General features: G+C 71.7%; 24 protein-coding genes. 19 read left to right on the top strand and 5 right to left on the bottom strand.

Features of this window, described 5'->3' with window-relative positions:
• Positions 1-113: 113 nt before the first annotated feature.
• The gene (locus tag ACSMTC_RS06810) at positions 114-932 is read left to right on the top strand and encodes an AAA family ATPase (protein ID WP_436558735.1); all 819 of its coding nucleotides are present in this window, start codon (positions 114-116) and stop codon (positions 930-932) included.
• 155 nt (positions 933-1,087) lie between these two features.
• Complete coding sequence (locus tag ACSMTC_RS06805) at positions 1,088-1,897, top strand: Fpg/Nei family DNA glycosylase (RefSeq protein ID WP_436558734.1); 810 nt, start codon at positions 1,088-1,090, stop codon at positions 1,895-1,897.
• Positions 1,898-2,046: 149 nt separating this feature from the next.
• Here ACSMTC_RS06805 and ACSMTC_RS06800 read toward each other — a convergent pair whose 3' ends face one another.
• A complete protein-coding gene (locus tag ACSMTC_RS06800) occupies positions 2,047-2,481 on the bottom strand; it encodes a MarR family winged helix-turn-helix transcriptional regulator (RefSeq protein ID WP_436558733.1) in 435 nt (144 codons plus the stop codon).
• Between the two features lie 236 nt (positions 2,482-2,717).
• On the opposite strand from ACSMTC_RS06800, the gene ACSMTC_RS06795 reads away from it, so the two are divergent.
• Positions 2,718-4,394, top strand: coding sequence for a peptide-N4-asparagine amidase (locus ACSMTC_RS06795; protein ID WP_436558732.1), 1,677 nt, complete (start codon positions 2,718-2,720; stop codon positions 4,392-4,394).
• A gap of 79 nt (positions 4,395-4,473) precedes the next feature.
• Here ACSMTC_RS06795 and ACSMTC_RS06790 read toward each other — a convergent pair whose 3' ends face one another.
• From ACSMTC_RS06790 to ACSMTC_RS06780, 3 genes are all read right to left on the bottom strand, one after another.
• Complete coding sequence (locus tag ACSMTC_RS06790) at positions 4,474-5,544, bottom strand: M14 family metallopeptidase (protein ID WP_436558731.1); 1,071 nt, start codon at positions 5,542-5,544, stop codon at positions 4,474-4,476.
• Between the two features lie 17 nt (positions 5,545-5,561).
• Complete coding sequence (locus tag ACSMTC_RS06785) at positions 5,562-5,840, bottom strand: hypothetical protein (RefSeq protein ID WP_436558730.1); 279 nt, start codon at positions 5,838-5,840, stop codon at positions 5,562-5,564.
• Positions 5,841-5,964: 124 nt separating this feature from the next.
• The gene (locus ACSMTC_RS06780; protein WP_436558729.1) at positions 5,965-6,708 is read right to left on the bottom strand and encodes a TetR/AcrR family transcriptional regulator; all 744 of its coding nucleotides are present in this window, start codon (positions 6,706-6,708) and stop codon (positions 5,965-5,967) included.
• A gap of 265 nt (positions 6,709-6,973) precedes the next feature.
• Between ACSMTC_RS06780 and ACSMTC_RS06775 the strand changes: the two genes are divergently transcribed.
• The 5 genes from ACSMTC_RS06775 to ACSMTC_RS06755 all read left to right on the top strand — a co-directional run bounded on the left by ACSMTC_RS06775 (position 6,974) and on the right by ACSMTC_RS06755 (position 11,334).
• Positions 6,974-8,080, top strand: coding sequence for a M24 family metallopeptidase (locus tag ACSMTC_RS06775; RefSeq protein WP_436558728.1), 1,107 nt, complete (start codon positions 6,974-6,976; stop codon positions 8,078-8,080).
• Between the two features lie 79 nt (positions 8,081-8,159).
• Positions 8,160-8,720, top strand: a complete 561-nt coding sequence (efp, locus tag ACSMTC_RS06770) for an elongation factor P (protein WP_436558727.1) — start codon at positions 8,160-8,162, stop codon at positions 8,718-8,720.
• Between the two features lie 2 nt (positions 8,721-8,722).
• Positions 8,723-9,163 (top strand): transcription antitermination factor NusB, encoded by a 441-nt coding sequence (nusB, locus tag ACSMTC_RS06765; protein ID WP_436558726.1) that lies wholly within the window; start codon positions 8,723-8,725, stop codon positions 9,161-9,163.
• A 122-nt stretch (positions 9,164-9,285) separates the two neighbouring features.
• Positions 9,286-10,116, top strand: coding sequence for a thioesterase family protein (locus ACSMTC_RS06760; RefSeq protein ID WP_436558725.1), 831 nt, complete (start codon positions 9,286-9,288; stop codon positions 10,114-10,116).
• A 303-nt stretch (positions 10,117-10,419) separates the two neighbouring features.
• Entirely contained in the window at positions 10,420-11,334 is a 915-nt protein-coding gene (locus tag ACSMTC_RS06755) for a hypothetical protein (protein WP_436558724.1), read from the top strand.
• A 123-nt stretch (positions 11,335-11,457) separates the two neighbouring features.
• Here ACSMTC_RS06755 and bldD read toward each other — a convergent pair whose 3' ends face one another.
• On the bottom strand, positions 11,458-11,961 hold the full coding sequence (gene bldD, locus ACSMTC_RS06750; RefSeq protein WP_436558723.1) for a transcriptional regulator BldD: 504 nt from the start codon (positions 11,959-11,961) through the stop codon (positions 11,458-11,460).
• Between the two features lie 364 nt (positions 11,962-12,325).
• Here bldD and pyrR point away from each other — a divergent pair, with 364 nt between their 5' ends.
• From pyrR to gmk, 11 genes are all read left to right on the top strand, one after another.
• Complete coding sequence (pyrR, locus tag ACSMTC_RS06745; RefSeq protein WP_436558722.1) at positions 12,326-12,922, top strand: bifunctional pyr operon transcriptional regulator/uracil phosphoribosyltransferase PyrR; 597 nt, start codon at positions 12,326-12,328, stop codon at positions 12,920-12,922.
• Between the two features lie 78 nt (positions 12,923-13,000).
• Entirely contained in the window at positions 13,001-14,305 is a 1,305-nt protein-coding gene (locus ACSMTC_RS06740; RefSeq protein WP_436558721.1) for a dihydroorotase, read from the top strand.
• Positions 14,302-14,865 carry a PH-like domain-containing protein gene (locus tag ACSMTC_RS06735; RefSeq protein WP_436558720.1) on the top strand — a complete coding sequence of 188 codons (564 nt, stop codon included), beginning with the start codon at positions 14,302-14,304 and terminating at the stop codon, positions 14,863-14,865. Before ACSMTC_RS06740 ends, ACSMTC_RS06735 begins: the two co-directional genes overlap by 4 nt.
• Positions 14,862-16,049, top strand: a complete 1,188-nt coding sequence (carA, locus tag ACSMTC_RS06730) for a glutamine-hydrolyzing carbamoyl-phosphate synthase small subunit (RefSeq protein ID WP_436558719.1) — start codon at positions 14,862-14,864, stop codon at positions 16,047-16,049. Before ACSMTC_RS06735 ends, carA begins: the two co-directional genes overlap by 4 nt.
• A 2-nt stretch (positions 16,050-16,051) precedes the next feature.
• Positions 16,052-19,360 (top strand): carbamoyl-phosphate synthase large subunit, encoded by a 3,309-nt coding sequence (gene carB / locus ACSMTC_RS06725; RefSeq protein ID WP_436558718.1) that lies wholly within the window; start codon positions 16,052-16,054, stop codon positions 19,358-19,360.
• A 93-nt stretch (positions 19,361-19,453) separates the two neighbouring features.
• A complete protein-coding gene (locus tag ACSMTC_RS06720) occupies positions 19,454-20,557 on the top strand; it encodes a quinone-dependent dihydroorotate dehydrogenase (protein ID WP_436558717.1) in 1,104 nt (367 codons plus the stop codon).
• 262 nt (positions 20,558-20,819) lie between these two features.
• Positions 20,820-21,668, top strand: coding sequence for a dihydroorotate dehydrogenase electron transfer subunit (locus ACSMTC_RS06715; RefSeq protein ID WP_436558716.1), 849 nt, complete (start codon positions 20,820-20,822; stop codon positions 21,666-21,668).
• Positions 21,665-22,663 (top strand): dihydroorotate dehydrogenase, encoded by a 999-nt coding sequence (locus ACSMTC_RS06710; protein WP_436558715.1) that lies wholly within the window; start codon positions 21,665-21,667, stop codon positions 22,661-22,663. The genes ACSMTC_RS06715 and ACSMTC_RS06710 overlap by 4 nt, the downstream gene beginning before the upstream one ends.
• Complete coding sequence (gene pyrF / locus ACSMTC_RS06705) at positions 22,660-23,496, top strand: orotidine-5'-phosphate decarboxylase (RefSeq protein ID WP_436558714.1); 837 nt, start codon at positions 22,660-22,662, stop codon at positions 23,494-23,496. The genes ACSMTC_RS06710 and pyrF overlap by 4 nt, the downstream gene beginning before the upstream one ends.
• Positions 23,497-23,761: 265 nt before the next feature.
• Positions 23,762-24,088, top strand: a complete 327-nt coding sequence (gene mihF / locus ACSMTC_RS06700) for an integration host factor, actinobacterial type (RefSeq protein ID WP_375942293.1) — start codon at positions 23,762-23,764, stop codon at positions 24,086-24,088.
• 71 nt (positions 24,089-24,159) lie between these two features.
• Positions 24,160-24,717 (top strand): guanylate kinase, encoded by a 558-nt coding sequence (gmk, locus tag ACSMTC_RS06695; protein ID WP_436558713.1) that lies wholly within the window; start codon positions 24,160-24,162, stop codon positions 24,715-24,717.
• Positions 24,718-24,783 lie beyond the last annotated feature (66 nt).

Raw genomic sequence — 24,783 nt, 5'->3', positions numbered from 1 at the left:
TGCGGCTGATCACCAGCTCACCGGCCCGGCGGCGGACTGTGCCCGCCGCCGGGCCGACGTGTAGTGTCGCCGCTTGGGAGGTGTCAGTGACGCAGTACGCAGGGGGAGGACCGGTGCCGCCGCGACCGTCGGCACCGCCCAACGTCCACCCGAACGAGCCGACGGGCGGGCGTCAGCCGTACCCGCCCGCCGCTCCCCCCCAGCAGCCTCCCGCCTACCCGCAGCCCTACCCGCCGCCGCAGGCCCAGCCCCCGGCGCAGCCGTACGTCCCGCGTTCGACGGTGCCGCTGACCGCGGTGTCACCGGGCGGGGCCACCGGGCACTTCACCCTGCCGCACGGCGCCCCCGTGCAGCTGCCGTCGCCCCCGCCGCTGCACGCCGCCACCGGGCCGATCGCCGTGCTGCTGATCGGTCCCGCCGGCGCGGGCAAGACCACCGTGGCCAGGCAGTGGGCGGAGCGGCGGCCGACCCCGACCGCGCACATCAGCCTGGACGACGTGCGGGAGTGGGTGCAGTCCGGCTTCGCCAACCCGCAGTCCGGCTGGAACAACGCCTCCGAGGCCCAGTACCGGCTGGCCCGCCGCACCTGCGGGTTCGCCTGCCGCAACTACCTGGCCAACGGCATCTCCTGCATCATCGACGACGCCGTCTTCCCCGACCGGCCGGCCATCGGCCTGGGCGGCTGGCGGCGGCACATCGGGCCGGGGATGATCCCGGTCGTGCTGCTGCCCGGGCTCGACTCCGTGCTGGCGCGCAACGCCCGGCGCAGCGGCAACCGGCGGCTGAGCGACGACGAGGTGGCCAGGATCCACGGCCGGATGGCCGGCTGGTACAACTCCGGCCTGCCGATCATCGACAACTCCCAACTGGACGTCTCCGAAACGGCCGCCGCGCTGGACCGGGTGGTCGTCAACCACCTCAACCCGCGCTGAGCCGGCGGTCCCCGTACCCGGCGACGGCGGAGGCCGGTGCGTGACCGGCCGCGCGGTTCCTCCCCGGGACGCTGCCGGGCCGGGGCGATCGGGTTGTCGGTGCCGACTGCGATGATTGGAGGGTTGCAACGGACCGACCGGGGGAGCTGCCGCCCGTGCCAGAAGGCCACATCATCCACCGCCTCGCCAGTGAGAACGCCAGGGCGTTCGGGCGGCGTCCGGCCAGGGTGTCCAGTCCGCAGGGCCGGTTCGCCGACGGCGCGAAGCTGATCGACGGGCAGATCCTGGCGGCGGCGGAGGCACACGGCAAGCACCTGTTCCTCGGCTTCGAGGAGGGCGCCTGGCTGCACATCCACCTCGGTCTGTACGGCGGTTTCACCTTCGGCACCGGTCCGGCGCCGGCCCCCGTCGGCCTGGTCCGGCTGCGGCTGGAGAACGACGACGCGTATGCCGACCTGCGCGGCCCCAACACCTGCGAACTGCGCACCCCGGCCGAGAAGGCCGCCGTCCACCGGCGCCTCGGTCCCGACCCGCTGCGCCAGGACGCCGACCCGGACGCCGCCTGGGACCGGATCTCCCGCAGCGGTACGACGATAGCCGCGCTGCTGATGGACCAGAAGGTGCTCGCGGGCGTCGGCAACGTCTACCGCGCCGAGGTGCTGTTCCGGCTCGGAATCGCTCCGCACCGGCCCGGGCGTGAGCTCGCCCGCGGCGAGTGGGACGCCATCTGGGCCGACCTGGTCGCCCTGATGCGGGAGGGCGTCGGCGCGGGCCGGATCGACACCGTCCGGCCGGAGCACACGCCCGAGGCGATGGGGCGCCCGCCCAGGGTGGACGACCACGGCGGTGAGGTCTACGTCTACCGCAGGGCCGCGATGCCCTGCCTGGTCTGCGGCACCGAGGTCCGCACCGAGACGCACGCCGCCCGCAACCTCTTCTGGTGCCCCTCCTGCCAGCAGCGCTGACCGCGGGCGGGCGGAAGTGAGCTGCCCGGCCTTCGATCGCAACCCGGCCGGGCCGGGGGAGCGGGTGCGGTCCGATGGGGGCCGTCACGGAGCCGGAGAGGTGGCCACGCAGCCGGTTGACCGGCCGGGGCCGCGGGGCTTCGACGGCGTCAGCGGTCGCAGATGACGCGCAGGAGCAGGGCGTTGAGCTGTTCGCGCTCGGCCTGGCTGAGCGGAGCGACGAGTTCGGCGTTGGCCTGCTCGCCGAGGGCCTCCGTGCGGTGGAGCACTTCGCGTCCGGCGGGGGAGAGGGTGATCAGGTTCCGCCGGGCGTCCTTGGGGTCCCGGGTACGGGTGACGAGTCGGCGCCCCTGCAGCTCGTTGAGGACGGTGACCATGTCCTTGGGGTCTATCTTCACGGTCCGGGCCAGTTCGGCCTGAGCCACCGGCTGGTACTCGGCCACCGCGCACAGCACCGCATGGTGCGGCCACCGCAGTTCGGCCTCGGCGAGGCGGTCCGCCATCAGTCGGTGGCCGAGGGCGGCGGCGCGGCCGAGCAGCCAGCTCGGCAGGGTGTGCAGGCGTCTGAGCGCGGGGTCGTTCATGCGCCGAATCCTATCGTTGAAACGTTGGACTTCCCCACGGAATTAGATGTTGGAGGCCCCAATGAACGGTGAACCGTTGCAAGGCGGGGGCGCGCGGCAGAGTGTCGCGCGCGGGGCTCCACCGAACCCTTGACAGGTCCAACTCACCGGCTGAAGGATGCCCGGTGGCCCGCTCACGGTGACGGGCCCTCAGCACCCGTCGGCTGCCCCGGCGGTGAGAAGCGAGGTCGAGGGCATTGTCAGCGCACTCCGCACTCCGAATACCCCGTCGAGCCGCCCGGCTGCTGCTCGCCGCGCTGCTCTCCCTGGTCGGCACCCTGGTGGCCGGTGCCCCGGCGCACGCCGACTTCGGCAGCGGCTACCACGACCCGTTCACCGTCACCCAGCCGCTGAAGCGGCCCACCACCAAGTCCTGCGCGGTCGAGGTGATGCACGAGCGGCAGTTCCGGAACGGGTACGGCAACCCGCCGGACACCCCGTACGTCGGACAGCTCACCCCGCCCGCCGACTGCGCCGGCCCCTGGTCGAAGGTGGTGCTCGACCTGCACGGGCAGGTGGCCGGCCGCCAGTTCGACCGGCTCTTCACCGTCCGGGTGGGCGGCGTCGAGGTGATGATGTCCTCGACCCCCGAGCCCTCACCGGACGGCATCCAGTGGCGGGTCGAGCACGACCTCACCCGCTACGCACCGCTGCTGACCACCCCGCAGCCCTTCGAGTTCGACCTGGCCAACGTCGTCGACGCCACCTACACCGGCGTCTTCACCATTTCGGCCACCGTCACCTACTACACCGCTGACACCGCCTGGCCCGCCCCGGAGCAGGCCGACCGGGTGCTCACCACCGGCGGCTTCAGCCTCACCCAGGCCGCACCGACCGCCGCCGGGAACCTGGTCTTCCCGGCCAACCTGGAGCGTCTCACCGCCGAGGTGTACGCCAGGGGAGGCGGCGCCTGCGAGGAGTTCGCCTATGCCGCCGCGCCGGACGACTTCGTGGCCAAGAACCCCGGACTCGGCTACTGCGGCAAGGGCCCGTTCCGTGAGCTGAGGCTCGCCGTGGACGGCCGGGTCGCCGGGACGGTCTGGCCGTACCCGGTGATCTACACCGGCGGCTGGGAACCGCTGCTCTGGCGGCCGATCCCCGGCATCTTCGCCTTCGACCTGCCCGCCTACCAGGTGGACCTCACCCCGTACGTCGGCCTGCTGCTCGACGGCCGCCCGCACTCGGTCTCGATCACGGTGAACCAGTCCGAGAAGCAGAGCAACGACGCCTGGACCGGGCAGGTCAACCTGTTCGCCACGGTGGACCACGGCAGCGCCCGTACCAGCGGTGCGCTGACCGAGTACCGGGTCGCCCCCGAGGCCGCCGTCACCACCACCCTGGACGACCAGGGCGGCGGCAGCGGCGCCTGGCAGGTCACCGCGAGCCGCCACGACCTCGCCCGGGGGTGGGTGCAGACCTCGCACGGCCGGATCACCACCGAGGTCCGCGACGACCTCGGCTTCCGGTCCGGGCAGCAGCTGGGCGAGCAGGGCAACGACCTGGTGCTGCACAACGACGCCGACCTGACCCGGACCACCTCCAGCTGGGGCGGCGGCCCGCACCGCGTGCGCACCGTCCACGAGGGCGAGCCGCTGGACGTGACCTACCGCAGCACCTCGGACTCCGCCGGCAACTCCGACCAGCGCGTCGCCATGGAGCTCGGCTACCACCGCACCGACACCACCGCCACCGGCGCCCATGTCACCGCCCGCGCGAGTGTGGACCACACGCTGGCCCCGAGCGCCCACCGCCACAGCGGCGACGCCACCGTCCGGACCGCGGACTCCACCGAGAGCTACCAGGCCACCGGCCCCGACGGCCGGTACGCGCGCACCGTCACCACCCACGACGGCTGGCCGGTGAACGGCGGCTGAGCCACCGCCGGCCCGGCGGGGCGGCGGCCCGGGAGACCTCCGCGGTCAACCGGGGCCGCCGCCCGGCGGGTTGGGGCCGTCACCGCTTCAGGGCCGCCAGGCAGAACTGAAGCAGCCCGGCGTCGACGTCCTTGATGATCTCCGCCATCTCGGTCCAGGTCGGTTGGAACTCGGTGCCCCACTCGACGGTGTAGGCGTAGATCTTGCCCTGCGAGGGGGTGACCAGGTGCCGGGAGAAGGCGTAGTCGTCGCTGGTGCCGCTGGTCGGGTAGAGGTCGTAGCCGGCCTTGGGGGTGTACACGGTGCCGCGGACGCCCTGCACGCCCTGGCAGAACTGCTGGGCGAGCAGGACCGAGGTGTCGAAGTCGTCCTTGGCGATGAACTCGCCGTAGGCGTCGCCCGCGATCCCGCGCTGCCCGTCGAAGGCGGGGTTCTGGAAGGTCATGGCCTGGTCGGTGGACTGGTCCTGGTCGTCGCCCCAGACGTAGAGCATGTCCTCGGAGTAACTGTGCACATCGACGAACCACCGGGTGCTCGGACAGGAGTCCAGCAGGCGGCGGACGTTGCGGGTCTCGGGTTCGGAGAAGGCCGCGGGCCCGTGGAACACCTGGTAGTCGCACGGGTCGGCGGAGACCTGGACGCCCGAGCCCGGGGCGAACGCGGTGGTGAAGTCGAAGAGGAAGTCGTAGTTGCGGTTGATGTCGACCCCGACGCAGGCTGAACTGCCGCCCGAGTAGGCGGGGTTGCGGTTCTTGCGCCACATCGCGTCGACGGTCTGGCTGTAGTGGCGCCCGTCCGGGTTGACCAGCGGGAAGACGACCAGGTCCATGCCGTCCACGACGGTCCGCACCTGCGCGGAGCCGAAGCTCGCGGCGCCGTAGCCGAGGCCCGTACCGCTCTGGTAGGCCTCCAGCAGGTCGGCGGCGAGGTGGACCAGGATCTCGCAGCTGCCCCATTCGCGGGCGTGCACACCGCCGATGAGGACGGCGCAGTCCCGGGTGCCGGCCGGGGCGGAGCCGATGCGCAGGGCGTGGCAGGTGATCCCCTCGACCGACGGCTCGGGGAGGGTGACGAGTTGGCAGAGCGATGGGTAGGCGGTGGAGAGGTTGACCACCGCGGCGTCGACCTCGGTGGTGTTCAGGTACGACATCTCGGCCTCCTGGGGGGTCAGTCCTGCAGCTTCAGGCCCAGCCCGCGGGGGACCTGACCCCTGGCGGCGTACCGGTTGCCCTGCCCGACCTCCGCCTGGCGGGCGCGTCCGGTGGCGGTGGCGTCTTCGAGCACCCGGACCGTCACACCGTCGCGCTCGAGGGCCTCGGCCTCTTCCGGGGAGACGTACGCCTCGATGCTGATGCTCTGGTCGGCGCCGCGGTGCGGACGTCCGCCGACGTCGGGCCGCTTCTCGCGGAGGAGGGTGTGCAGGGTCGCGGGGTCCGTGGCGGTCACGCGGACCCGGAGTATCGTGTCGCGATCGGACATGGCGACCTCTTCCGGGGCGCCGTCGCGGTGCCCTCCTCGGAGGCCGACGACGCCGCGCGTGGGGGATAACTCCTATGTTTACGTCGTATTTTCAGCGTGCTCTTCCGCCGTAGAACGAGTCAAGGGGAGCATCGGGCATCCGGCTCAGCAGGCTGTCCAGCCCGGTCAGCAGCTCCTCCTGGTCGTCGTACTCCGCCAGCAGCGGAACCATGGCGCGCAGTCTCGGGTACTGGTCGGCGGGCAGCCGGTGCAGGCCCAGGCGCAGCACCGGGTCCGGCTCGTCGGGGTTGTCGATCACCTGGCGCTTGTCGACCAGCAGGCAGCCGAGGCTCCAGGCCACGAACATCCGGTAGATCACCAGCGAGGTGGCGTGGTCGAAGCCGGCCCGTTCGAGTACGGCGAGGAGGTGCTCGGTGAGCTGGAGCACCGGTGCGGGGCGGCGGGCCATCGGGATGCTCAGCGGGCGGGTGGCCACCAGCGGCAGGATCGCCGGGTGGGCATGTGCCACCGAGGCGACGGCGGCGGCGATCCGGCGCAGCTCGGCGCGCCAGGCCCGCTCGGGCCCGTCCCCGCCGGTGGCCTCGGCCGAGCTCCGCAGCCGGGTGTTCACCTCGACGAAGAACGCCTCGACCAAGCCGTCCAGCAGGGCTTCCTTGCCCGGGGTGTAGCGGTAGATGGCCATCGACTCCACCCCCAGGTCGGCGGCCAGCCGGCGCATGGTGAGCGCGGTCAGCCCCTCCTGGTCCACCAGCGCGACGGCCGCGGAGAGCACCAGGGGGCGGGACAGCCGTCCCCGCCTCTCCGGACTGCGCCGGTCGGGTGCCACTGCTGCCATCGTCGCCTCCCTCGCTGCGGTGCGGGGATTCCGTTGTCAGCCGACAACAGAAGGATACAAGGTACATATCGGGCATAAAGTGAGAGCTGCGGCTGATGGGGAAGTCCGCCGCCAGTGCGTTCCCCCCTGGGCCGCTGCGACCTTCTCCTCCCCGTCATCGCGGCGATGCCGCGCCGGGCCCGGGCCGCCACCCGATCCGGTCACGCCGTCCGCCCGTCGGCCCGCTGAACGGGCGGCCGCCGGTCCGGCTCCGTAGGCTCGGTTCATGTCTGATGCGTACGCGGCCCGGCGGGAGCGGCTGAGGGAGCACTGCAGCGCCTCGGGGGTCGACGCGGCGCTGGTCACCCGCTCCGCGAACGTCCGCTACCTCACGGGCTGTCCGCCCTGTGGCGCGAGCCTGCTGCTCACCCGCGAGCGTGTGCTGCTCGCGGTGCCCGACGACCTGCCGCCGGACGACACCGGTGAGCACCCGTTCGGCGAGGACATCCCCCGGCTGACCGTCCCGAGGGAGACCGACACCGTGCTGGCCGCCGCCGAGGCGGCGGGCCGGCTGCGGGTGCGGGACGTCGGGGTGGAGGAGCACGACCTCACGGTCAGTCGCCACCACAGCGTCACCGAGCTGCTGGCCGACGCCCGGCTGACCGACCTCGGCCGGGCCGTCGAGCGGCTGCGGGTGGTCAAGGACGAGCGCGAGATCGCCGACCTCCGGATCGCCGCCGAGATCGCCGACCAGGCGCTGGGCGAACTGCTGGAGTCCATCCTGGTCGGCCGCACCGAACGGCACCTGGCGATGGAACTGGAACGCCGCATGATCGACCACGGCGCCGACCGGGCCGCCTTCCCGGTCTCCGTCGGCACCGGCACCCACTCCGGCATGGAGGCCCACCAGCCCACCGACCGCCGGGTCGAGGAGGGCGACTTCCTCACCGTCGTCCTCGGCGCCCAGTACCGGGGGTACGGGGTCTCCACCGCCCGCACCTTCGTGATCGGCGCCGCCCCCGCGCCCTGGCAGGTGGAGCTGCACCGGCTGGTCTTCCGGGCCCAGCGGGCCGGCCGGGAGGCGCTCGGCCCGGGAGTCGCGCAGCACGTGCCCGACCAGGCGGCGCGCGAGCTCCTGCAGGCGGCCGGCCACACCGAACGCTCTCCGCGTCCGGTCGGACACGGCATCGGCCTGGAGATCCGGGAGGCACCGCGTCTCGGTCCCACCGACATGGGTAAACTGGACAACCGCGTACCGGTAACCGTCGGCCCAGGGGTTCACATCCCGGGCAAGGGCGGGGTCCGGATCGAGGACACGCTCGTCGTACGCCCCCTCGAAGAGGGCGGGCCCGAGCTGCTCACCATCACAACCAAGGAGCTCCTCGCCCTGTAGGCCACGGCTTAGCCGCCCTGACCGCGGGACGCGCGCCCACCTTGGTTCCTTGACAGCTATATCAGGAGTAAGTGCGCCCGTGGCTTCCACGAACGATCTCAAGAACGGCATGGTCCTCAACCTGGACGGCAAGCTGTGGTCCGTCGTCGAGTTCCAGCACGTGAAGCCCGGCAAGGGCCCGGCCTTCGTGCGTACCAAGCTCAAGGAGGTCCTGACCGGCAAGGTCGTCGACAAGACCTTCAACGCCGGCGTCAAGGTCGAGACCGCCAACGTCGACAAGCGCACCATGCAGTTCTCGTACAAGGACGGCGAGAACTTCGTGTTCATGGACATGGACACCTACGACCAGCTCCCGATCGAGCCGGGCGTGGTCGGCGACTCCGCCAAGTACCTGCTCGAGGGCTTCGACGCCCTGGTCGCGCAGCACGAGGGCAAGCCGCTGTACGTCGAGCTCCCCGCCGCCGTCGAGCTGGTCATCGCCGAGACCGAGCCGGGCGTCCAGGGCGACCGCTCCACCGGTGGCACCAAGCCGGCCACCCTGGAGACCGGTGCCGAGATCCAGGTCCCGCTCTTCGTCACCACCGGTGAGAAGGTCAAGGTCGACACCCGCGACGGCAGCTACCTCGGTCGGGTCAAGTAATCGTGTCATCTGCCCGCACCAAGGCCCGTACCAGGGCGTTCCAGATCCTTTTCGAGGCGGACCACCGCGGTGTCGACCCGCAGCAGGTGCTCGCCGACTGGGTCGGCCGCGCCCGCGAGCCGAAGCCTGACGAAGGCACCCCGCAGGTCGGCGAGTACACCATGGAGCTCATCGAGGGGTACGTCCGGCACGCCCGCCGGATCGACGAGCTGATCTCGCAGTACGCGGTGGGCTGGACGCTCGACCGGATGCCGATCGTGGACCGCAATGTGCTGCGGCTCGGCGCGTACGAGCTGATCTGGGAGGACGGCGTCCCGGACGCGGTCGTCCTGGACGAGGCGGTCGAGATCGCCAAGGAGTTCTCCACGGACGAGTCCCCGGCGTTCGTCAACGGTCTGCTCGCCCGCTTCATGGAGCTCAAGCCGACGATCCGTCGCAGCTGACCCGATCATCGCGCCCGAAGGCCCGCCGGATTCCGTGTCCGGCGGGCCTTCGCATGCCCGGGGGTGGTGGCGTATGTTGGCTACCGACCGGTAACTTTGCACCAGCGAAGGGCGTACCACCCATGACCACCGCGATCCGCAGCGAGTTCGACCGGGGCATCGCGCTGACCCCGCGTCCGGGGGAGCCGGGCCACTACGACGGCGAGTTCGACCGGGGCTGGCAGATCGGCGGCGGCATCAACGGCGGTCTGCAGCTGGCGGTCGCCGGGCACGCGCTCTCGCTGCTCCACGGCGAGGACGGCTCGCACGCCGACCCGATCTCGATCAGCGGCTACTACCTCTCCGCCGCGACCCCCGGACCGGTCGACGTCCGCACCGAGCTGGTCCGCCGCGGCCGCAGCCTCTCCACCGGCACCGCCTCGCTCAGCCAGAACGGCCAGGAGCGGCTGAGAGTCCTCGCCAGCCACGGCGACCTGTCGGCCGGCGAGGACGAGGTCCGCACCAGCGCCACCCCGCCGCAGCTGCCGCCGCCCGAGCAGTGCGTCAGCGTCGCGGACGCGCCCAAGGAGATGATCGCGCAGGCCGCCCTGCTGGAGCGGTTCGACCTGCGGCTCGACCCGGCGACGGTCGGCTGGGCGGTCGGGCAGCCGTCCGGAAACGGCCGCATCCAGGGCTGGTTCAAGCTGGCCGACGGCCGCGAGCCCGACCCGCTGATGCTGCTGCTGGTCGCCGACGCCCTCCCCCCGGTCACCTTCGACCTCGGCATGCCGGGCTGGGCGCCGACCATCGAGCTGACGGTCCATCTGCGGGCCAGGCCGGTCCCGGGCTGGCTGCGGGTCGTCCACGCCACCCGCAACCTGGCCGGCGGCTACTTCGAGGAGGATGCCGAGGTCTGGGACGAGTCCGGCCGGCTGGTCGCCCAGTCCCGGCAGCTCGCCCGCGTACCGCGATAGCGCCCAGGGGCGCGGGCAACCCCGGCCACCGGGTGCCCGCGCCGTCCCGGGGAGCGGGGCGCGAGCCGTGCACGCCGTGGGGGCCGCCCGCGACCGTGACCGCGCCCGGCCGCTCGCAGCCCGCGCCCGGCCGCTCCCGAGGACCCGGAGCCCTGGGCATTTCCCGACCGATCGAGTGGTTTCGCGGATGACTCACGGGTGGTTACTGAGCTGTGACACGGCGTACGTGTGTGGCTCACGGGGATGGGGAGGAAGAGGACCGGGCGGCAGCCCGCCGCCACTCCCCGGCCACAGGAGCACCAGATGTCGCGGAACAGCCACACCCCCCGGACCTTCCGCTGCACGGTCGGTGCGCAGGGCCGGGACAGGACTCAGGCGCAGTCCCGCCGCCGCGGCGGGCAGGACTTCGTCGCCGGCATCCTCACCAGCCAGGCCGACTTCGAGCGCGCCCGCCCCTGGGGGCTGACCGGGGCCGCCGACTTCGACGGCTACCTGCTGGACACCGCCGTGCTGCTGCGCGAGGCCCGGCAGGCCTTCGGCCGGGTGCGGGCCAGGATGTTCCATCCCGGCGACTACGCCGACTTCTGCCTGCTGCACCGCCTCGACCCGGCCGACCCCGCCGCCCGCGACCGGTATCTGCGCAACCCCTCGCTCCGTGCCCAGCTGCTGCCGTACCAGGGTGAGGAGCTGACCGGTGACTTCCTCCCGCGACTGGTCCGGGCCAGGGACAACGGCCTGACGCTGCGCCACATCGGGCTGCTGCTGGACCGGAACCTCTCCGGCACTGTGGCCGGCGGCCCCGGGAACGAGCAGGAGAGCGCGGACCCGAGGGTGCGGTCGGCCTTCCGGCAGGGCGGTGAGCTGTTCCGGCGGATGCTGGTCGGGGCGGGCTGCGGCGCGTACGAGTTCCGCTGCGTGGTGGAGGCGCCCGAGGGGCGGCTCACGGCGGACGCCCGGATCCTGCACTGGGAGGACGGGGCGGTCCGGCTCAACGACGAGGACCTCGAGCTGGTCTGCGCGGTGTTCTGCGCCGGGCTGGCGCTCGAACTGCCGGGCGTGGCGGTGCTGCACGGCTCGCAGGGCGGTGCGGCCGGCTGCGGTGAGTACCGGCAGGTGGCATGGGCCTGGCAGAGCACGGGGTTCGGCTGGGCGCCGGCGAGCCTGAACCTCGGGGAGATCACGGCGCGGCCCGGTTTCAGCCTCGGGTCGGTCTGCTGAAACACCCCACGGTGGTTGGAACACCACGGCGGTTGAAACACCACGGCGGTTGAAACACCACGGCGGTGTCGGCCCGATCAGCTGACCGGGCCGACACCGCCGTGACGTTTCTGCAGGACCGGCTCAGCTGGCGTCGTCCTCGCGGACCGCGCGCCGCGCGTCCGGGTTGAGCACGCCCCAGCTGATCAGCTGCTCGGTGAGGATGGACGGCGACTGGTCGTAGATCACGGCCAGGGTGCGCAGGTCGTCCTGGCGGATCGAGAGCACCTTGCCGTTGTAGTCGCCGCGCTGGCTCTGGATGGTGGCGGCGTAGCGCTGCAGCGGACCGGCCTTCTCGGAGGGCACCTGGGTCAGTCTCTCCAGGTCGAGCACCAGGCGCGGCGGCGGCTCGGCGGCGCCACCCGGGGTGCCGCCGGGGAGCAGCTCCTGCACCGGGACGCCGTAGAACTCGGCCAGCTCGGCGAGGCGCTGCACCGTCACCGCACGGTCGCCGCGCTCGTAGGAGCCGACCACGACCGCCTTCCAGCGCCCCTGGGACTTCTCCTCGACGCCGTGCAGGGAGAGCCCCTGCTGTGTGCGGATCGCCCGGAGCTTGGCTCCGAGCTGCTTCGCGTAGTCGCTGGACATTGGTCTCCCCGGACGAGTTTTCGCGTTGAGTGGTGAGCCACGAGGAGGATCGCGGGTGGGTGACCGCTCACCCGACCATTCCACCGGTGGGGGCGTCGATCGTCTCGTAACTCACTGTGAGGTTACGTAGAGTGAGGTAGTTGCGTCAAGCCGAATGGGGCAGTCGTGCGAATAGTGCGGATGCCCGATGTCAACCGTATGCGTCCGACCGTGTCGGGCCGCGGGCGGCGGGGCGCGGGCCGCCGTGCGTCGGGCGGGCGGGAACGGACTGTTAGGATGGCTGGAAGCTCTGGGTGCGCCCGGGGCACTTTCAGACGTCCTTTAAAGCCCGTCCCGTGAGGCGGGGAAGGAGGTCGGCTTCGGCATGACCACACGCATTGACGCAACGCGTCCGCCGCACCAGGTGCTGGACGCCACCGACATCGCCCGGGTGATCACCCGGATCGCCCACGAGATCGTGGAGCGCGCCAAGGGCGCGGAGGATGTCGTCCTGCTCGGCATCCACACCCGAGGGGTCCACCTGGCCCGGCGCCTGGGCGCCAAGCTCACCCAGATCACCGGCCGCGAGATCCCGATCGGCACCCTGGACATCACCATGTACCGGGACGACCTCCGGCTGAAGCCGGCCCGCGCCGCCGAGCACACCGAGATCCCCTCCGACGGCATCGAGGGCAAGCTGGTCGTCCTGGTCGACGACGTGCTCTTCTCCGGCCGCACCATCCGCGCCGCGCTCGACGCGCTCAGCGACATCGGCCGCCCGCGCGCCGTCCAGCTCGCCGTCCTGGTCGACCGGGGCCACCGCGAGCTGCCGATCCGGGCCGACTACGTGGGCAAGAACCTGCCGACCTCCCTGCGCGAGGCCGTCCAGGTGCGGCTGGCCGAGGTGGACGGCCGGGACGCCGTCCTGGTCGGCGACCGCGACTACTCCGCGCGCTCCACCCAGGCCCTCGCCGGGGAGTGAACGGGTGATGCGCGACACCCGCAGCCACACCCCCCGCGCCGCCGTACCGCCCCGCACCAACTCCCCGGAGGCCGCTCAGTGAGCAGCTATCTCATTCGCAACGCCAAGATCCTCGGCGGCTCCCCGCAGGACGTCCTCATCGTGGACGGTGTCATCCGGCAGATCGGCGCCGGCCTGGAGGCCGAGGCCGACATCGACATCGACGCGCACGGCCTGGTCCTGCTGCCCGGCCTGGTGGACCTGCACACCCATCTGCGCCAGCCGGGCAAGGAGGAGGCCGAGACCGTCCTCACCGGCACCCGGGCCGCCGCGATGGGCGGCTACACCGCCGTGCACGCGATGGCCAACACCAGCCCGGTCGCCGACACCGCCGCCGTGGTCGAGCAGGTCTGGGAGCTGGGCAGGGCCAGCGGCTACTGCGACGTGCAGCCGGTCGGTGCCGTCACCGTCGGGCTGGAGGGCAAGGAGCTGGCCGAGCTGGCCGGCATGCACGCCTCCGCCGCGGGGGTCCGGGTCTTCTCCGACGACGGCAAGTGCGTGGACGACGCCGCGCTGATGCGCCGGGCGCTGGAGTACGTCAGGACCATCGACGGCGTGGTCGCCCAGCACGCCCAGGAGCCCCGGCTCACCGAGGGTGCCCAGATGAACGAGGGCACCGTCTCCGCCGAGCTCGGACTGCCCGGCTGGCCGCCCGTCGCCGAGGAGGCGATCATCGCCCGCGACGTGCTGCTGGCCGGACACACCGGCGCCCGGCTGCACGTCTGCCACCTGTCCACCGCCGGCTCGGTGGAGATCGTCCGCTGGGCCAAGGACCAGGGCTGGGACGTCACCGCCGAGGTGACGCCGCACCACCTGCTGCTCACCGACGAGCTGGCCCGCACCGGCGACCCGGTGTACAAGGTGAACCCGCCGCTGCGCACCGAGGCCGATGTGCACGCGCTGCGCGCCGCGCTCGCGGACGGCACTATCGACGCGGTCGCCACCGACCACGCGCCGCACCCCGCGGCCGACAAGGACTGCGCCTGGACCCACGCCGCGATGGGCATGGTGGGCCTGGAGACCGCGCTCTCGGTGGTCCAGCAGACCATGGTCGACACCGGCCTGCTGAACTGGGAGGGCGTCGCGGACCGGATGTCGCACCGCCCGGCCCGGATCGGCCGCCTGAGCGGCCACGGCCGTCCGATCGCGGTCGGTGAGCCGGCCAACCTGGTGCTCTTCGATCCCGCGTACCGTGGGACCGTGGACGCCGAGAGCTTCGCCACGCGCAGCCGCAACACCCCCTACCGGGGCCTTGAGCTGCCGGGACGGGTGCACGCGACCTTCCTGCGCGGGGTCGCCACGGTACTGGCCGGCGAGCTGGCCGAACAGGGTGACCTGGCATGACCGCCGAGCTCGCCGAGCAGCAGGCCAGGGTCACCGACTGGCCCGGCTACATCGGCTGGACGGTCGGACTGCTGATCCTGATCGCGCTGGTCTACTGGCTGATGCGGCAGGGCTGGAACTGGCGCCGCACCATCCAGTCCGACCTGCCGCCGCTGCCCGGGGTACCCGAGGACATCGGCCCGGCGATCCTGAAGGCCGAGGGTCGCTACCACGGCAGCACCACCGCCGGGAACTGGCTGGACCGGGTGGTCGCACATGGTCTCGGTACCCGCAGCCTGGCTCAACTCGCCCTGAGCGAGCAGGGGTTGCTGGTCCGCCGCCCCGGCGACGAGGACCTGTGGATCCCGGCCGCACAGCTGACCGGAGCCCGCACCGACTCCGGGATCGCGGGCAAGGTCGTCCCGGCCGGCCTGCTGGTGGTCACCTGGGACCACCAGGGCACCGCGCTGGACTCCGGCTTCCGGGCCGACCACCCCGACGAGCACGCCGCCTGGATCCAGGCGATCGACGCTCTTGTGACACGTACGAAGACGAAGAACACGGAAGAGGCCGCCTCATGACCGCAGCTGCCCCCACCACCAAGCGCCAAAGGCGGGAGCGCGTGCCTGCCGTGCTCGTCCTGGAGGACGGCCGGACCTTCCACGGCCAGGCCTACGGCGCGGTCGGCGAGACCTTCGGAGAGGCGGTCTTCAACACCGGCATGTCCGGCTACCAGGAGACCCTGACCGACCCCTCGTACCACCGCCAGGTGGTCGTGATGACGGCCCCGCAGATCGGCAACACCGGCTGGAACGACGAGGACGACGAGTCCAAGCGGATCTGGGTCGCCGGCTACGTGGTCCGCGACCCCGCCCGGATCCCCTCCAACTGGCGCTCGCTCCGTTCGCTGGACGAGGAGCTCAACACCCAGGGCGTCGTCGGCATCAGCGGCATCGACACCCGGGCGCTCACCCGCCACCTGCGCGAGCGCGGCGCGATGCGGGTCGGCATCTTCTCCGGTCCGGCGGTGGCCGACCAGGCCGCCATGCTGGCCAAGGTGCAGGCCTCGCCCGAGATGAAGGGCGCCGACCTGTGCGCCGAGGTCGCCACCACCGAGAAGTACGTGGTCCCGGCGATCGGTGAGAAGAAGTTCACCGTGGCCGCCCTGGACCTCGGCATCAAGGGGATGACCCCGCACCGGATGGCCGAGCGCGGCATCGAGGTGCACGTCTTCCCGGCCGGCTCCACCCTGGAGGAGCTGTACTCCGTCGAGCCGGACGGCGTCTTCTTCTCCAACGGCCCGGGCGACCCGGCCACCGCCGACCACCAGGTCGCCGTGGCGCAGGGGGTGCTGGAGCGCAGGACCCCGTTCTTCGGGATCTGCTTCGGCAACCAGATCCTCGGCCGCGCCCTGGGCTTCGGCACCTACAAGCTCAAGTACGGCCACCGGGGCATCAACCAGCCCGTGCAGGACCGCACCACCGGCAAGGTCGAGGTCACCGCGCACAACCACGGCTTCGCCGTGCAGGCGCCGCTGGACCGGGTGAGCGACACCCCCTACGGCCGGGCCGAGGTCTCCCACGTCTGCCTGAACGACGACGTGGTCGAGGGCCTGCAGTGCCTGGACGTGCCCGCCTTCAGCGTGCAGTACCACCCCGAAGCGGCCGCCGGCCCGCACGACGCCGCGTACCTGTTCGACCGCTTCGTAAGTCTCATGTCCGGCGTGTCCGGCGCTGCAGACACCCGTACCACCGCAGGGAGCTGACCGTGCCGAAGCGCACTGACATCAAGTCCGTCCTGGTCATCGGGTCCGGCCCGATCGTCATCGGCCAGGCGGCGGAATTCGACTACTCCGGCACCCAGGCCTGCCGCGTCCTCAAGGCCGAGGGCCTGCGGGTCGTCCTGGTGAACTCCAACCCGGCCACGATCATGACCGACCCGGAGATCGCCGACGCCACCTACGTCGAGCCGATCACCCCCGAGTTCGTCGAGAAGATCATCGCCAAGGAGCGCCCCGACGCGCTGCTGCCGACCCTGGGCGGCCAGACCGCGCTCAACGCCGCGATCTCGCTGCACAAGGCGGGCACGCTGGAGAAGTACGGCGTCGAGCTGATCGGCGCCGACGTCGAGGCGATCAACAAGGGCGAGGACCGCGACCTGTTCAAGGGCGTGGTGGAGGCCGTCAACGCCAAGATCGGCTACGGCGAGTCCGCCCGCTCGGTGATCTGCCACTCCATGGAGGACGTCCTCGAGGGCGTCGAGACGCTCGGCGGCTACCCGGTCGTCGTCCGCCCCTCCTTCACCATGGGCGGCGCCGGCTCCGGCTTCGCCCACAACGAGGAGGACCTGCGCCGGATCGCCGGCCAGGGCCTGGCCCTCTCGCCGACCACCGAGGTGCTCCTGGAGGAGTCCATCCTCGGCTGGAAGGAGTACGAGCTGGAGCTGATGCGCGACAGGAACGACAACGTCGTGGTCGTCTGCTCCATCGAGAACTTCGACCCGATGGGCGTGCACACCGGTGACTCGATCACCGTGGCCCCGGCGATGACGCTCACCGACCGCGAGTACCAGATCCTGCGCGACATCGGCATCGCCGTCATCCGCGAGGTCGGCGTCGACACCGGCGGCTGCAACATCCAGTTCGCCGTCAACCCGGTCGACGGCAGGGTCATCGTCATCGAGATGAACCCGCGTGTCTCCCGCTCCTCCGCGCTGGCGTCCAAGGCCACCGGCTTCCCGATCGCCAAGATCGCCGCCAAGCTGGCCGTGGGCTACACCCTGGACGAGATCCCCAACGACATCACCGAGGAGACCCCGGCCTCCTTCGAGCCGACCCTCGACTACGTGGTCGTCAAGGTCCCGCGCTTCGCCTTCGAGAAGTTCCCGTCGGCGGACGCCACCCTGACCACCACCATGAAGTCGGTCGGCGAGGCGATGGCGCTCGGCCGCAACTTCCCCGAGGCGCTCAACAAGGCGCTGCGCTCGCTGGAGAAGAAGGGCTCCCAGTTCACCTGGATCGGTGCGGTGGGCGAGAAGGACGAGCTGCTCACGAAGGCCGCCGTCCCGACCGACGGCCGGATCAACACCGTCATGCAGGCGATCCGGGCCGGCGCCACCCCGGCGGAGGTGTTCGAGGCCACCAGGATCGACCCGTGGTTCGTCGACCAGCTCTTCCTGCTCGACGAGATCGCCGGCGAGCTGGCCGAGGCCGAGGAGCTCGGCCCCGAGCTGCTGCGCCACGCCAAGCGGCACGGCTTCTCCGACCAGCAGATCGGTGAGATCCGGGGCCTGAAGACCGGTGTGGTCCGCGCGCTGCGCCACGCACTGGGCATCCGCCCGGTCTTCAAGACCGTGGACACCTGCGCCGCCGAGTTCGCCGCCAAGACCCCGTACTTCTACTCGTCCTACGACGAGGAGACTGAGGTCGCGCCGCGCACCAAGCCCGCCGTGATCATCCTCGGCTCGGGCCCGAACCGCATCGGCCAGGGCATCGAGTTCGACTACTCCTGCGTGCACGCCTCCTTCGCGCTGGCCGAGGCCGGGTACGAGACCGTCATGGTCAACTGCAACCCGGAGACCGTCTCCACCGACTACGACACCTCCGACCGGCTCTACTTCGAGCCGCTCACCCTGGAGGACGTGCTGGAGATCGTCCACGCCGAGCAGCAGGCCGGTCCGCTCGCCGGTGTGATCGTCCAGCTCGGCGGCCAGACCCCGCTGGGCCTGGCCCAGGCGCTCAAGGACAACGGCGTCCCGATCGTCGGCACCCAGCCCGAGGCCATCGACCTGGCCGAGGAGCGCGGCGCCTTCGGCCGGGTGCTGCGCGACGCGGGCCTGCCGGCCCCCAAGCACGGCACCGCCTTCTCCTTCGAGGAGGCCAAGGCGATCGCGGACGAGATCGGCTACCCGGTCCTCGCCCGTCCGTCCTACGTGCTCGGCGGCCGCGGCATGGAGATCGTCTACGACGAGGCCTCGCTCGCCTCCTACCTGGAGCGGCACGCCGGTCTGATCTCCGAGCACCCGGTGCTGATCGACCGCTTCCTGGACGACGCGGTCGAGATCGACGTGGACGCCCTCTACGACGGCACCGAGCTCTACCTCGGCGGCGTCATGGAGCACATCGAGGAGGCCGGCATCCACTCCGGCGACTCCGCCTGCGCGCTGCCCCCGATCACCCTCGGCGGCTACGACATCAAGCGGCTGCGCACCTCCACCGAGGCGATCGCCCGCGGTGTCGGCGTCCGCGGTCTGATCAACATCCAGTTCGCGATGGCCGGGGACATCCTCTACGTCCTGGAGGCCAACCCGCGCGCCTCCCGGACCGTGCCGTTCACCTCCAAGGCCACCGCCGTCCCGCTGGCCAAGGCCGCCGCCCGGATCTCGCTGGGCGCGACCATCGCCGAGCTGCGCGCCGAGGGCCTGCTCCCGGCCGAGGGCGACGGCGGCACGCTGCCCGCCGACTGCCCGATCTCCGTCAAGGAGGCCGTGATGCCGTGGAGCCGCTTCCGCGACATCCACGGGCGCGGTGTGGACACCGTGCTCGGCCCGGAGATGCGCTCGACCGGTGAGGTCATGGGCGTGGACAAGGTCTTCGGCACCGCCTACGCCAAGGCCCAGGCGGGCGCCTACGGCGCGCTGCCGACCAAGGGCAAGGTCTTCGTCTCGGTCGCCAACCGCGACAAGCGCAACCTGGTCTTCCCGGCCCGCGCGCTGGTCGACCAGGGCTTCGAGGTGCTGGCCACCGCCGGTACCGCCGAGGTGCTGCAGCGCGGCGGCATCCCGTCCACGCTGGTGCGCAAGCACAGCGAGGGCGAGGGCCCGAACGGCGAGAAGACCATCGTCCAGCTGATCCACGAGGGTCAGGTCGACCTGATCATCAACACCCCGTACGGCACCGGCGGCCGGCTCGACGGGTACGAGATCCGCACCGCCGCGGTCTCGCGCGGCGTGCCGTGCCTGACCACCGTCCAGGCCATGGGCGCGGCGGTCCAGGGCATCGACGCGCTGCTGCGCGGCGAGGTCGGTGTGATGTCGCTGCAGGAGCACGCGGCGCTGATCAACGCTGGCCGTAAGTAGTCCGATGGTCCATGTGGGGGGCGCCCGGGCATCGGCGCCCCCCACATCCATGCCCACCTCCTCCGCCTCGGCTTCCGAAGGGCTCAACTCGCCGTGTACAAGCTCCTGTTCAACCTGGTCTTCAAGAAGATGGACCCGGAGAAGGCCCACCACCTGGCCTTCTTCTGGATCCGCCTGGCCGCCTCGGTTCCCGGCCTGCGCTCGCTGGTCAGGCTGGTGCTCGCCCCCCGGGACCCGCGGCTGCGGACCACCGCGCTCGGGCTCGACCTGCCGGGTCCGTTCGGGCTGGGCGCCGGCTTCGACAAGAACGGCATCGGCATCGACGGACTGTCCATGCTGGGCTTCGACTTCGTCGAGATCGGCACCATCACCGGTGAGCCGCAGCCGGGCAACCCCGAGCCGCGCCTGTTCCGCCTGGTCGAGGACCGCGCCCTGATCAACCGGATGGGCTTCAACAACCAGGGCTCCGCCCGGGTCGCCGCCCGCCTGGCGGCCCGTCCGCACACCAGCTCCACCCCGGTCGTCGGCGTCAACATCGGCAAGACCAAGGTGGTCGACGAGGCCGACGCCACCGCCGACTACCTGAAGAGCACCGAGCGGCTCGCCAGGTACGCCGACTACCTGGTGGTCAACGTCAGTTCGCCGAACACGCCGGGACTGCGGAACCTGCAGGCCGTCAAGGTGCTCGGCCCGCTGCTGTGGGACGTGCGGAAGAAGGCGGACGAGGTCACCTCGCGCCACGTCCCGCTGCTGGTGAAGATCGCGCCCGACCTGGCCGACGAGGACATCGACGAGATCGCCGACATGGCCCTGCACCTGGGCCTGGACGGGATCATCTGCACCAACACCACCATCGGCCGGGAGGGGCTGAAGGAGTCCGCCGAGCGGATCGAGGAGATCGGCGCGGGCGGCCTGTCCGGAGCACCGCTCAAGGAGCGCTCGCTGGAGGTGCTGCAGCGGCTGCGGGCGCGCACCGAGGGCCGGCTGGTGCTGATCGCCGTGGGCGGCATCGAGACCGCCGAGGACGCCTGGCAGCGGATCGTGCACGGGGCCGACCTGGTGCAGGGGTACAGCGCGTTCATCTACGAGGGGCCGTTCTGGATGCGGCGGATGCACAAGGGCCTCTCGGCCCGGCTGCGGGCCAGCGGGCACCGGACCATCGCGGACGCGGTGGGCGCGGCCGTCAAGGCGGGCTGAGGACACCCAGAGGCGGCGGGGAGCCGCACGAGGGGCCGTACGCGGCCTCCCACGGCTCCCCGCACCCCTGGAAGCGGCTCTGGCCCGCCCCGGCGGCGCGTCCTCGGACGGTGCCTCGCCGCGCTCCGGGGCACGCCGCCGTTCCGTTCCGGGCGTGATGCCCGATTGCGCAAGTGTTCGGGCGAAGTGACAGAGTGTGGGGCGGTTTGGGAGAGTTCGGAGCGTCAACGTGCGCACAGGCCGGCTGGAAGGTGACCCACAGATGGCCAACCCCGTTCAGACCCGAGCCGAGGTGCTCTCCCGGACCACCGAGGGCCGCTACCACCGACTGGTGCTGAGCGCCCCCGAGGCGGCGCCGAGGGTCAGGCCGGGCCACTTCGCGACGCTGGCCTGTGCCGACTCGGGGAGGCTGCTGCGGCGGGCCCTCGCCATCCACCGGGCCGATCCCGAGAGCGGGACGATCGAGCTGGTCATCGCCGAACGCGGCGAGGGAACAAGGGAGTTGGCCAGGACCCCGGTCGGCGGACGGCTGGACCTGATCGCCCCGCTGGGCACGCCCTTCCCGCTCCCGGACGGCCCGGTCTCCGCGCTGCTGGTGGCCGGCGGCTACGGCAGCGCGCCGATCATCCCGCTCGGCGAGGCGATCCGGCGACAAGGGGGCCAGGTCGGCCTGATCCTCGGCGCGGCCGGTGCCGACCGGCTGTACGGGGTCGAGCAGGCCCGCGCGATCACCCGGGACGTCCTGGTGGTCACCGAGGACGGCTCGGCCGGGCTGGCCGGGCGGGTCACCGACCCGCTGGCCCAGGCGATCAAGGCGATCGACGCCACCGTGGTCTACGCCTGCGGCCCGATGCCGATGCTGCGCGCCGTCACCACGATCGCCCTCGGCCTCGGCGCCCGCTGCCACACCGCCGTGGAGGAGGCGATGGCCTGCGGCGTCGGCATCTGTATGACCTGCGTGCTGCCGGTGGTCGGAGCGGACGGCGTGAGCCGCTTCGTCCGCTCCTGCACCGAGGGGCCGGTCTTCGACGGCGCCAGGGTCCGCTGGGGCGACATCGGCACCGTACCGCCGGACCTGGAGGGCTCCGCCGCGATGGGAGCCGCACTGTGAGCCGCGACCGCGGGACGGAGCCGGTGGATCCTCGGGACGTCGATCTGGAGGTGCGGTTCGGCCCGCTGACGCTGCCGAACCCGCTCACCACCGCCGCCGGCTGCGCCGGGTACGGACGGGAGCTGGCCAGGTTCGTCCCGTTGGACGGACTCGGCTCGGTCACCACCAAGACGATCATGCCGGCCCCGCGCTCGGGGCTGGCCACCCCGAGGATGGCCGAGACCCCGTCCGGGATGCTCAACTCGATCGGGCTGCCGGGCTCGGGGATCGACGCCTTCCTCCGGCACGAGCTGCCCTGGCTGGCCCAGCGCGGCGCCCGGGTGCTGGTCTCGATCGCGGGGGAGCGGCTGGAGGAGTTCGCCGAGACCGCCGAGAAGGTCAACGGGCAGCCCGGGGTGATCGGCCTGGAGCTCAACATCTCCTGCCCCAACACCGCCGACCGCGGCCTGCTCTTCGCCGCCAACCCGGCCACCAGCTACGACGTCGTCCGCGCGGTGCGCGAGGTGGCCGCGGCCGGACTGCCGGTCTATGCCAAACTCTCGCCGGACGTCGCCTCGATCACCGAGATCGCCGCCGCCTGCGTCCAGGCAGGTGCCGACGGTCTGTCGATGATCAACAGCACCCTCGGCATGGCCATCGACCTGGACACCCTGCGTCCCGCTCTGGCCGCCGGCACCGGCGGCCTGTCCGGGCCGGCGATCCGCCCGATCGCGGTGCGCTGCGTCCACCAGGTGCACGCCGCGATGCTGTCCGGCCGGATCCCGCCGGTGCCGATCATCGGCATGGGCGGCATCCGCAACGGCCGGGACGCCCTGGAGTTCGCCCTCGCCGGGGCGAGTCAACTGGCCGTCGGCACGGCCCTGTTCAACGACCCGACCGCCCCCCTGCGGATCCTCGGCGAGCTGCGCGGCGAGCTGGCCCGGCGAGGTTTCGCCAAGTTCACCGACGCGGTGGGATACGCCCACCGCCCCGTCCCTGCTGAAAGGCTCCCATGACCCTCGCCCCCTTCGGCGCCCGCCTGCGCCACGCCCTCGACTCCCGCGGCCAGCTCTGCGTCGGTATCGACCCGCACGCCTCCCTGCTGGCCGCCTGGGGGCTCGGCGACGACATCGCCGGGCTGGAGAAGTTCAGCCGCACCGTGGTGGAGGCACTGGCCGAGCAGGTGGCCGTGCTCAAGCCGCAGGCCGCCTTCTTCGAGCGCTTCGGCAGCCGCGGCATCGCCGTCCTGGAGCGCACCGTGGCCGAGGCCCGCCAGGCGGGCGCGCTGGTGCTCATGGACGCCAAGCGCGGCGACATCGGCTCCACCATGGCCGCCTACGCCGAGACCTTCCTGTCGCCCGCCAGCCCGCTGTTCTCGGACGCGGTCACGGTCAGCCCGTACCTCGGCTTCGGCTCGCTGCGGCCCGCGCTCGACCTGGCCCGGGCCAACGGCGCCGGCGTCTTCGCGCTGGCGCTCACCTCCAACCCCGAGGGCCACGAGGTGCAGCGTGCGGTGGCCGCCGACGGCGAGAGCGTCGCCCAGGGCGTGCTGCGACGTCTGGCGGCCGAGAACGCGGGCGCCGAGCCGATGGGCTCCTTCGGTGCCGTGGTCGGCGCCACCCTGGCCGAGGCCGGGGTGGACCTGGACATCAACGGCCCGCTGCTGGCCCCCGGCGTCGGCGCCCAGGGGGCGACCGCCGCCGACCTTCCCCGGGTGTTCGGGGGTGCGGTGCGCGACGTGGTGCCCAGTGTGAGCCGCGACATCCTCAAGCACGGCCCCTCGGTGACCGCGCTGCGGGACGCCTCGGCGCGCTTTGTCGAGGAAATCAGCGCCGTTCTGGAAAAGTGAGCAGCATCACATCTGTTCGCAAAACCTGCTTTCCAGTGGGTTGATTTGTCCGGAATAGTCCTGGTCGGCCTCGGCTGACCAGGACTTTTCGTGTTCTTTTCCTGACGCGCGGGCTCAAGTTGGGTAGTGTCCGGCGATAGGTCACCAAAGGGCTTCGCCAGGCGTTGCTCTTGCAGGTCAGAGCCATTAGGTTCCACTGCAGCCGGTGTCCTTGGCACCAACAGTCATAGCTCATCCCTTCCTTCCACATCCCGAGGTGAACGGCGTGGCTCTTCCGCCCCTTACCCCCGAACAGCGCGCCGCCGCGCTCGCCAAGGCCGCCGATGCCCGCCGGCAGCGCGCTGAGGTCAAGAACAAGCTGAAGCACTCCAATGCCTCGCTCCGCGACGTCATCAAGGCGGGCAAGTCCGACGACGAGGTCATCGGAAAGATGAAGGTCTCCGCTCTGCTCGAAAGCCTCCCGGGCGTCGGCAAGGTGCGGGCCAAGCAGATCATGGAGCGTCTCGGGATCAGCGAGAGCCGCCGGGTGCGCGGTCTCGGCTCGAACCAGATCGCCTCGCTGGAGCGGGAGTTCGGCAACACCGCCTCCTGACTCCGGTCGCCGGGCCGCGCCGTGCGGCCCCCGTGGTCCCCGGAACGTCCGCGATCCGGGATAATCGGTGCATGAGTGAACGTCCGCGGCTGACCGTGCTCTCCGGCCCCTCGGGGGTCGGCAAGAGCACGGTCGTCGCTCATATGAGGCAACAGCACCCCGAGGTCTGGCTCTCGGTGTCGGCGACCACCCGGCACCCGAGGCCCGGCGAGCAGAACGGGGTCCAGTACCACTTCGTCGACAACGACGAGTTCGACAAGCTGATCGCCAACGGCGAGCTGCTCGAGTGGGCCGTCTTCGCCGGCAACCGCTACGGCACGCCCCGCCAGGCGGTCCAGGAGAAGCTCGACCGCGGTGAGCCGGTGCTGCTGGAGATCGACCTGCAGGGCGCCCGCCAGGTGCGCGAGTCGATGCCGGAGGCGCAGCTGGTCTTCCTGGCTCCGCCGAGCTGGGAGGAACTGGTCCGTCGGCTCACCGGCCGGGGCACCGAGCCGCAGCACGTGATCGACGAGCGGCTGGCCGCCGCCAAGGTCGAACTGGCCGCGGAGACCGAGTTCGACACCACCCTTGTCAACACCTCCGTCGAGCAGGTGGCGACCGAGCTGCTAGCCTTGCTCGGTGTAGCCTGACCAGATCGCTGCCGTGATGGCAGCACCGCTGATCTGATCGGCGTTTGTCGTTTCCTAGCCACCGTT

This window comes from Kitasatospora sp. HPM-01-4 (genome assembly GCF_051374625.1).
GTDB lineage: Bacteria > Actinomycetota > Actinomycetes > Streptomycetales > Streptomycetaceae > Kitasatospora.
The sequence above is the reverse complement of the archived record's forward strand: the minus strand, read 5'-3'. Positions and strand labels throughout refer to the sequence as shown.

Bases quoted from the DNA above. Each gene is read 5' to 3' on its own strand.
- ACSMTC_RS06800 (WP_436558733.1), bottom strand. From the start codon at position 2,481: ATGAACGACCCCGCGCTCAGACGCCTGCACACCCTGCCGAGCTGGCTG.
- ACSMTC_RS06790 (WP_436558731.1), bottom strand. From the start codon at position 5,544: ATGTCGTACCTGAACACCACCGAGGTCGACGCCGCGGTGGTCAACCTC.
- ACSMTC_RS06780 (WP_436558729.1), bottom strand. From the start codon at position 6,708: ATGGCAGCAGTGGCACCCGACCGGCGCAGTCCGGAGAGGCGGGGACGG.
- ACSMTC_RS06775 (WP_436558728.1), top strand. From the start codon at position 6,974: ATGTCTGATGCGTACGCGGCCCGGCGGGAGCGGCTGAGGGAGCACTGC.
- ACSMTC_RS06760 (WP_436558725.1), top strand. From the start codon at position 9,286: ATGACCACCGCGATCCGCAGCGAGTTCGACCGGGGCATCGCGCTGACC.
- ACSMTC_RS06755 (WP_436558724.1), top strand. From the start codon at position 10,420: ATGTCGCGGAACAGCCACACCCCCCGGACCTTCCGCTGCACGGTCGGT.
- bldD (WP_436558723.1), bottom strand. From the start codon at position 11,961: ATGTCCAGCGACTACGCGAAGCAGCTCGGAGCCAAGCTCCGGGCGATC.
- pyrR (WP_436558722.1), top strand. From the start codon at position 12,326: ATGACCACACGCATTGACGCAACGCGTCCGCCGCACCAGGTGCTGGAC.
- ACSMTC_RS06735 (WP_436558720.1), top strand. From the start codon at position 14,302: ATGACCGCCGAGCTCGCCGAGCAGCAGGCCAGGGTCACCGACTGGCCC.
- carA (WP_436558719.1), top strand. From the start codon at position 14,862: ATGACCGCAGCTGCCCCCACCACCAAGCGCCAAAGGCGGGAGCGCGTG.
- ACSMTC_RS06715 (WP_436558716.1), top strand. From the start codon at position 20,820: ATGGCCAACCCCGTTCAGACCCGAGCCGAGGTGCTCTCCCGGACCACC.
- pyrF (WP_436558714.1), top strand. From the start codon at position 22,660: ATGACCCTCGCCCCCTTCGGCGCCCGCCTGCGCCACGCCCTCGACTCC.
- gmk (WP_436558713.1), top strand. From the start codon at position 24,160: ATGAGTGAACGTCCGCGGCTGACCGTGCTCTCCGGCCCCTCGGGGGTC.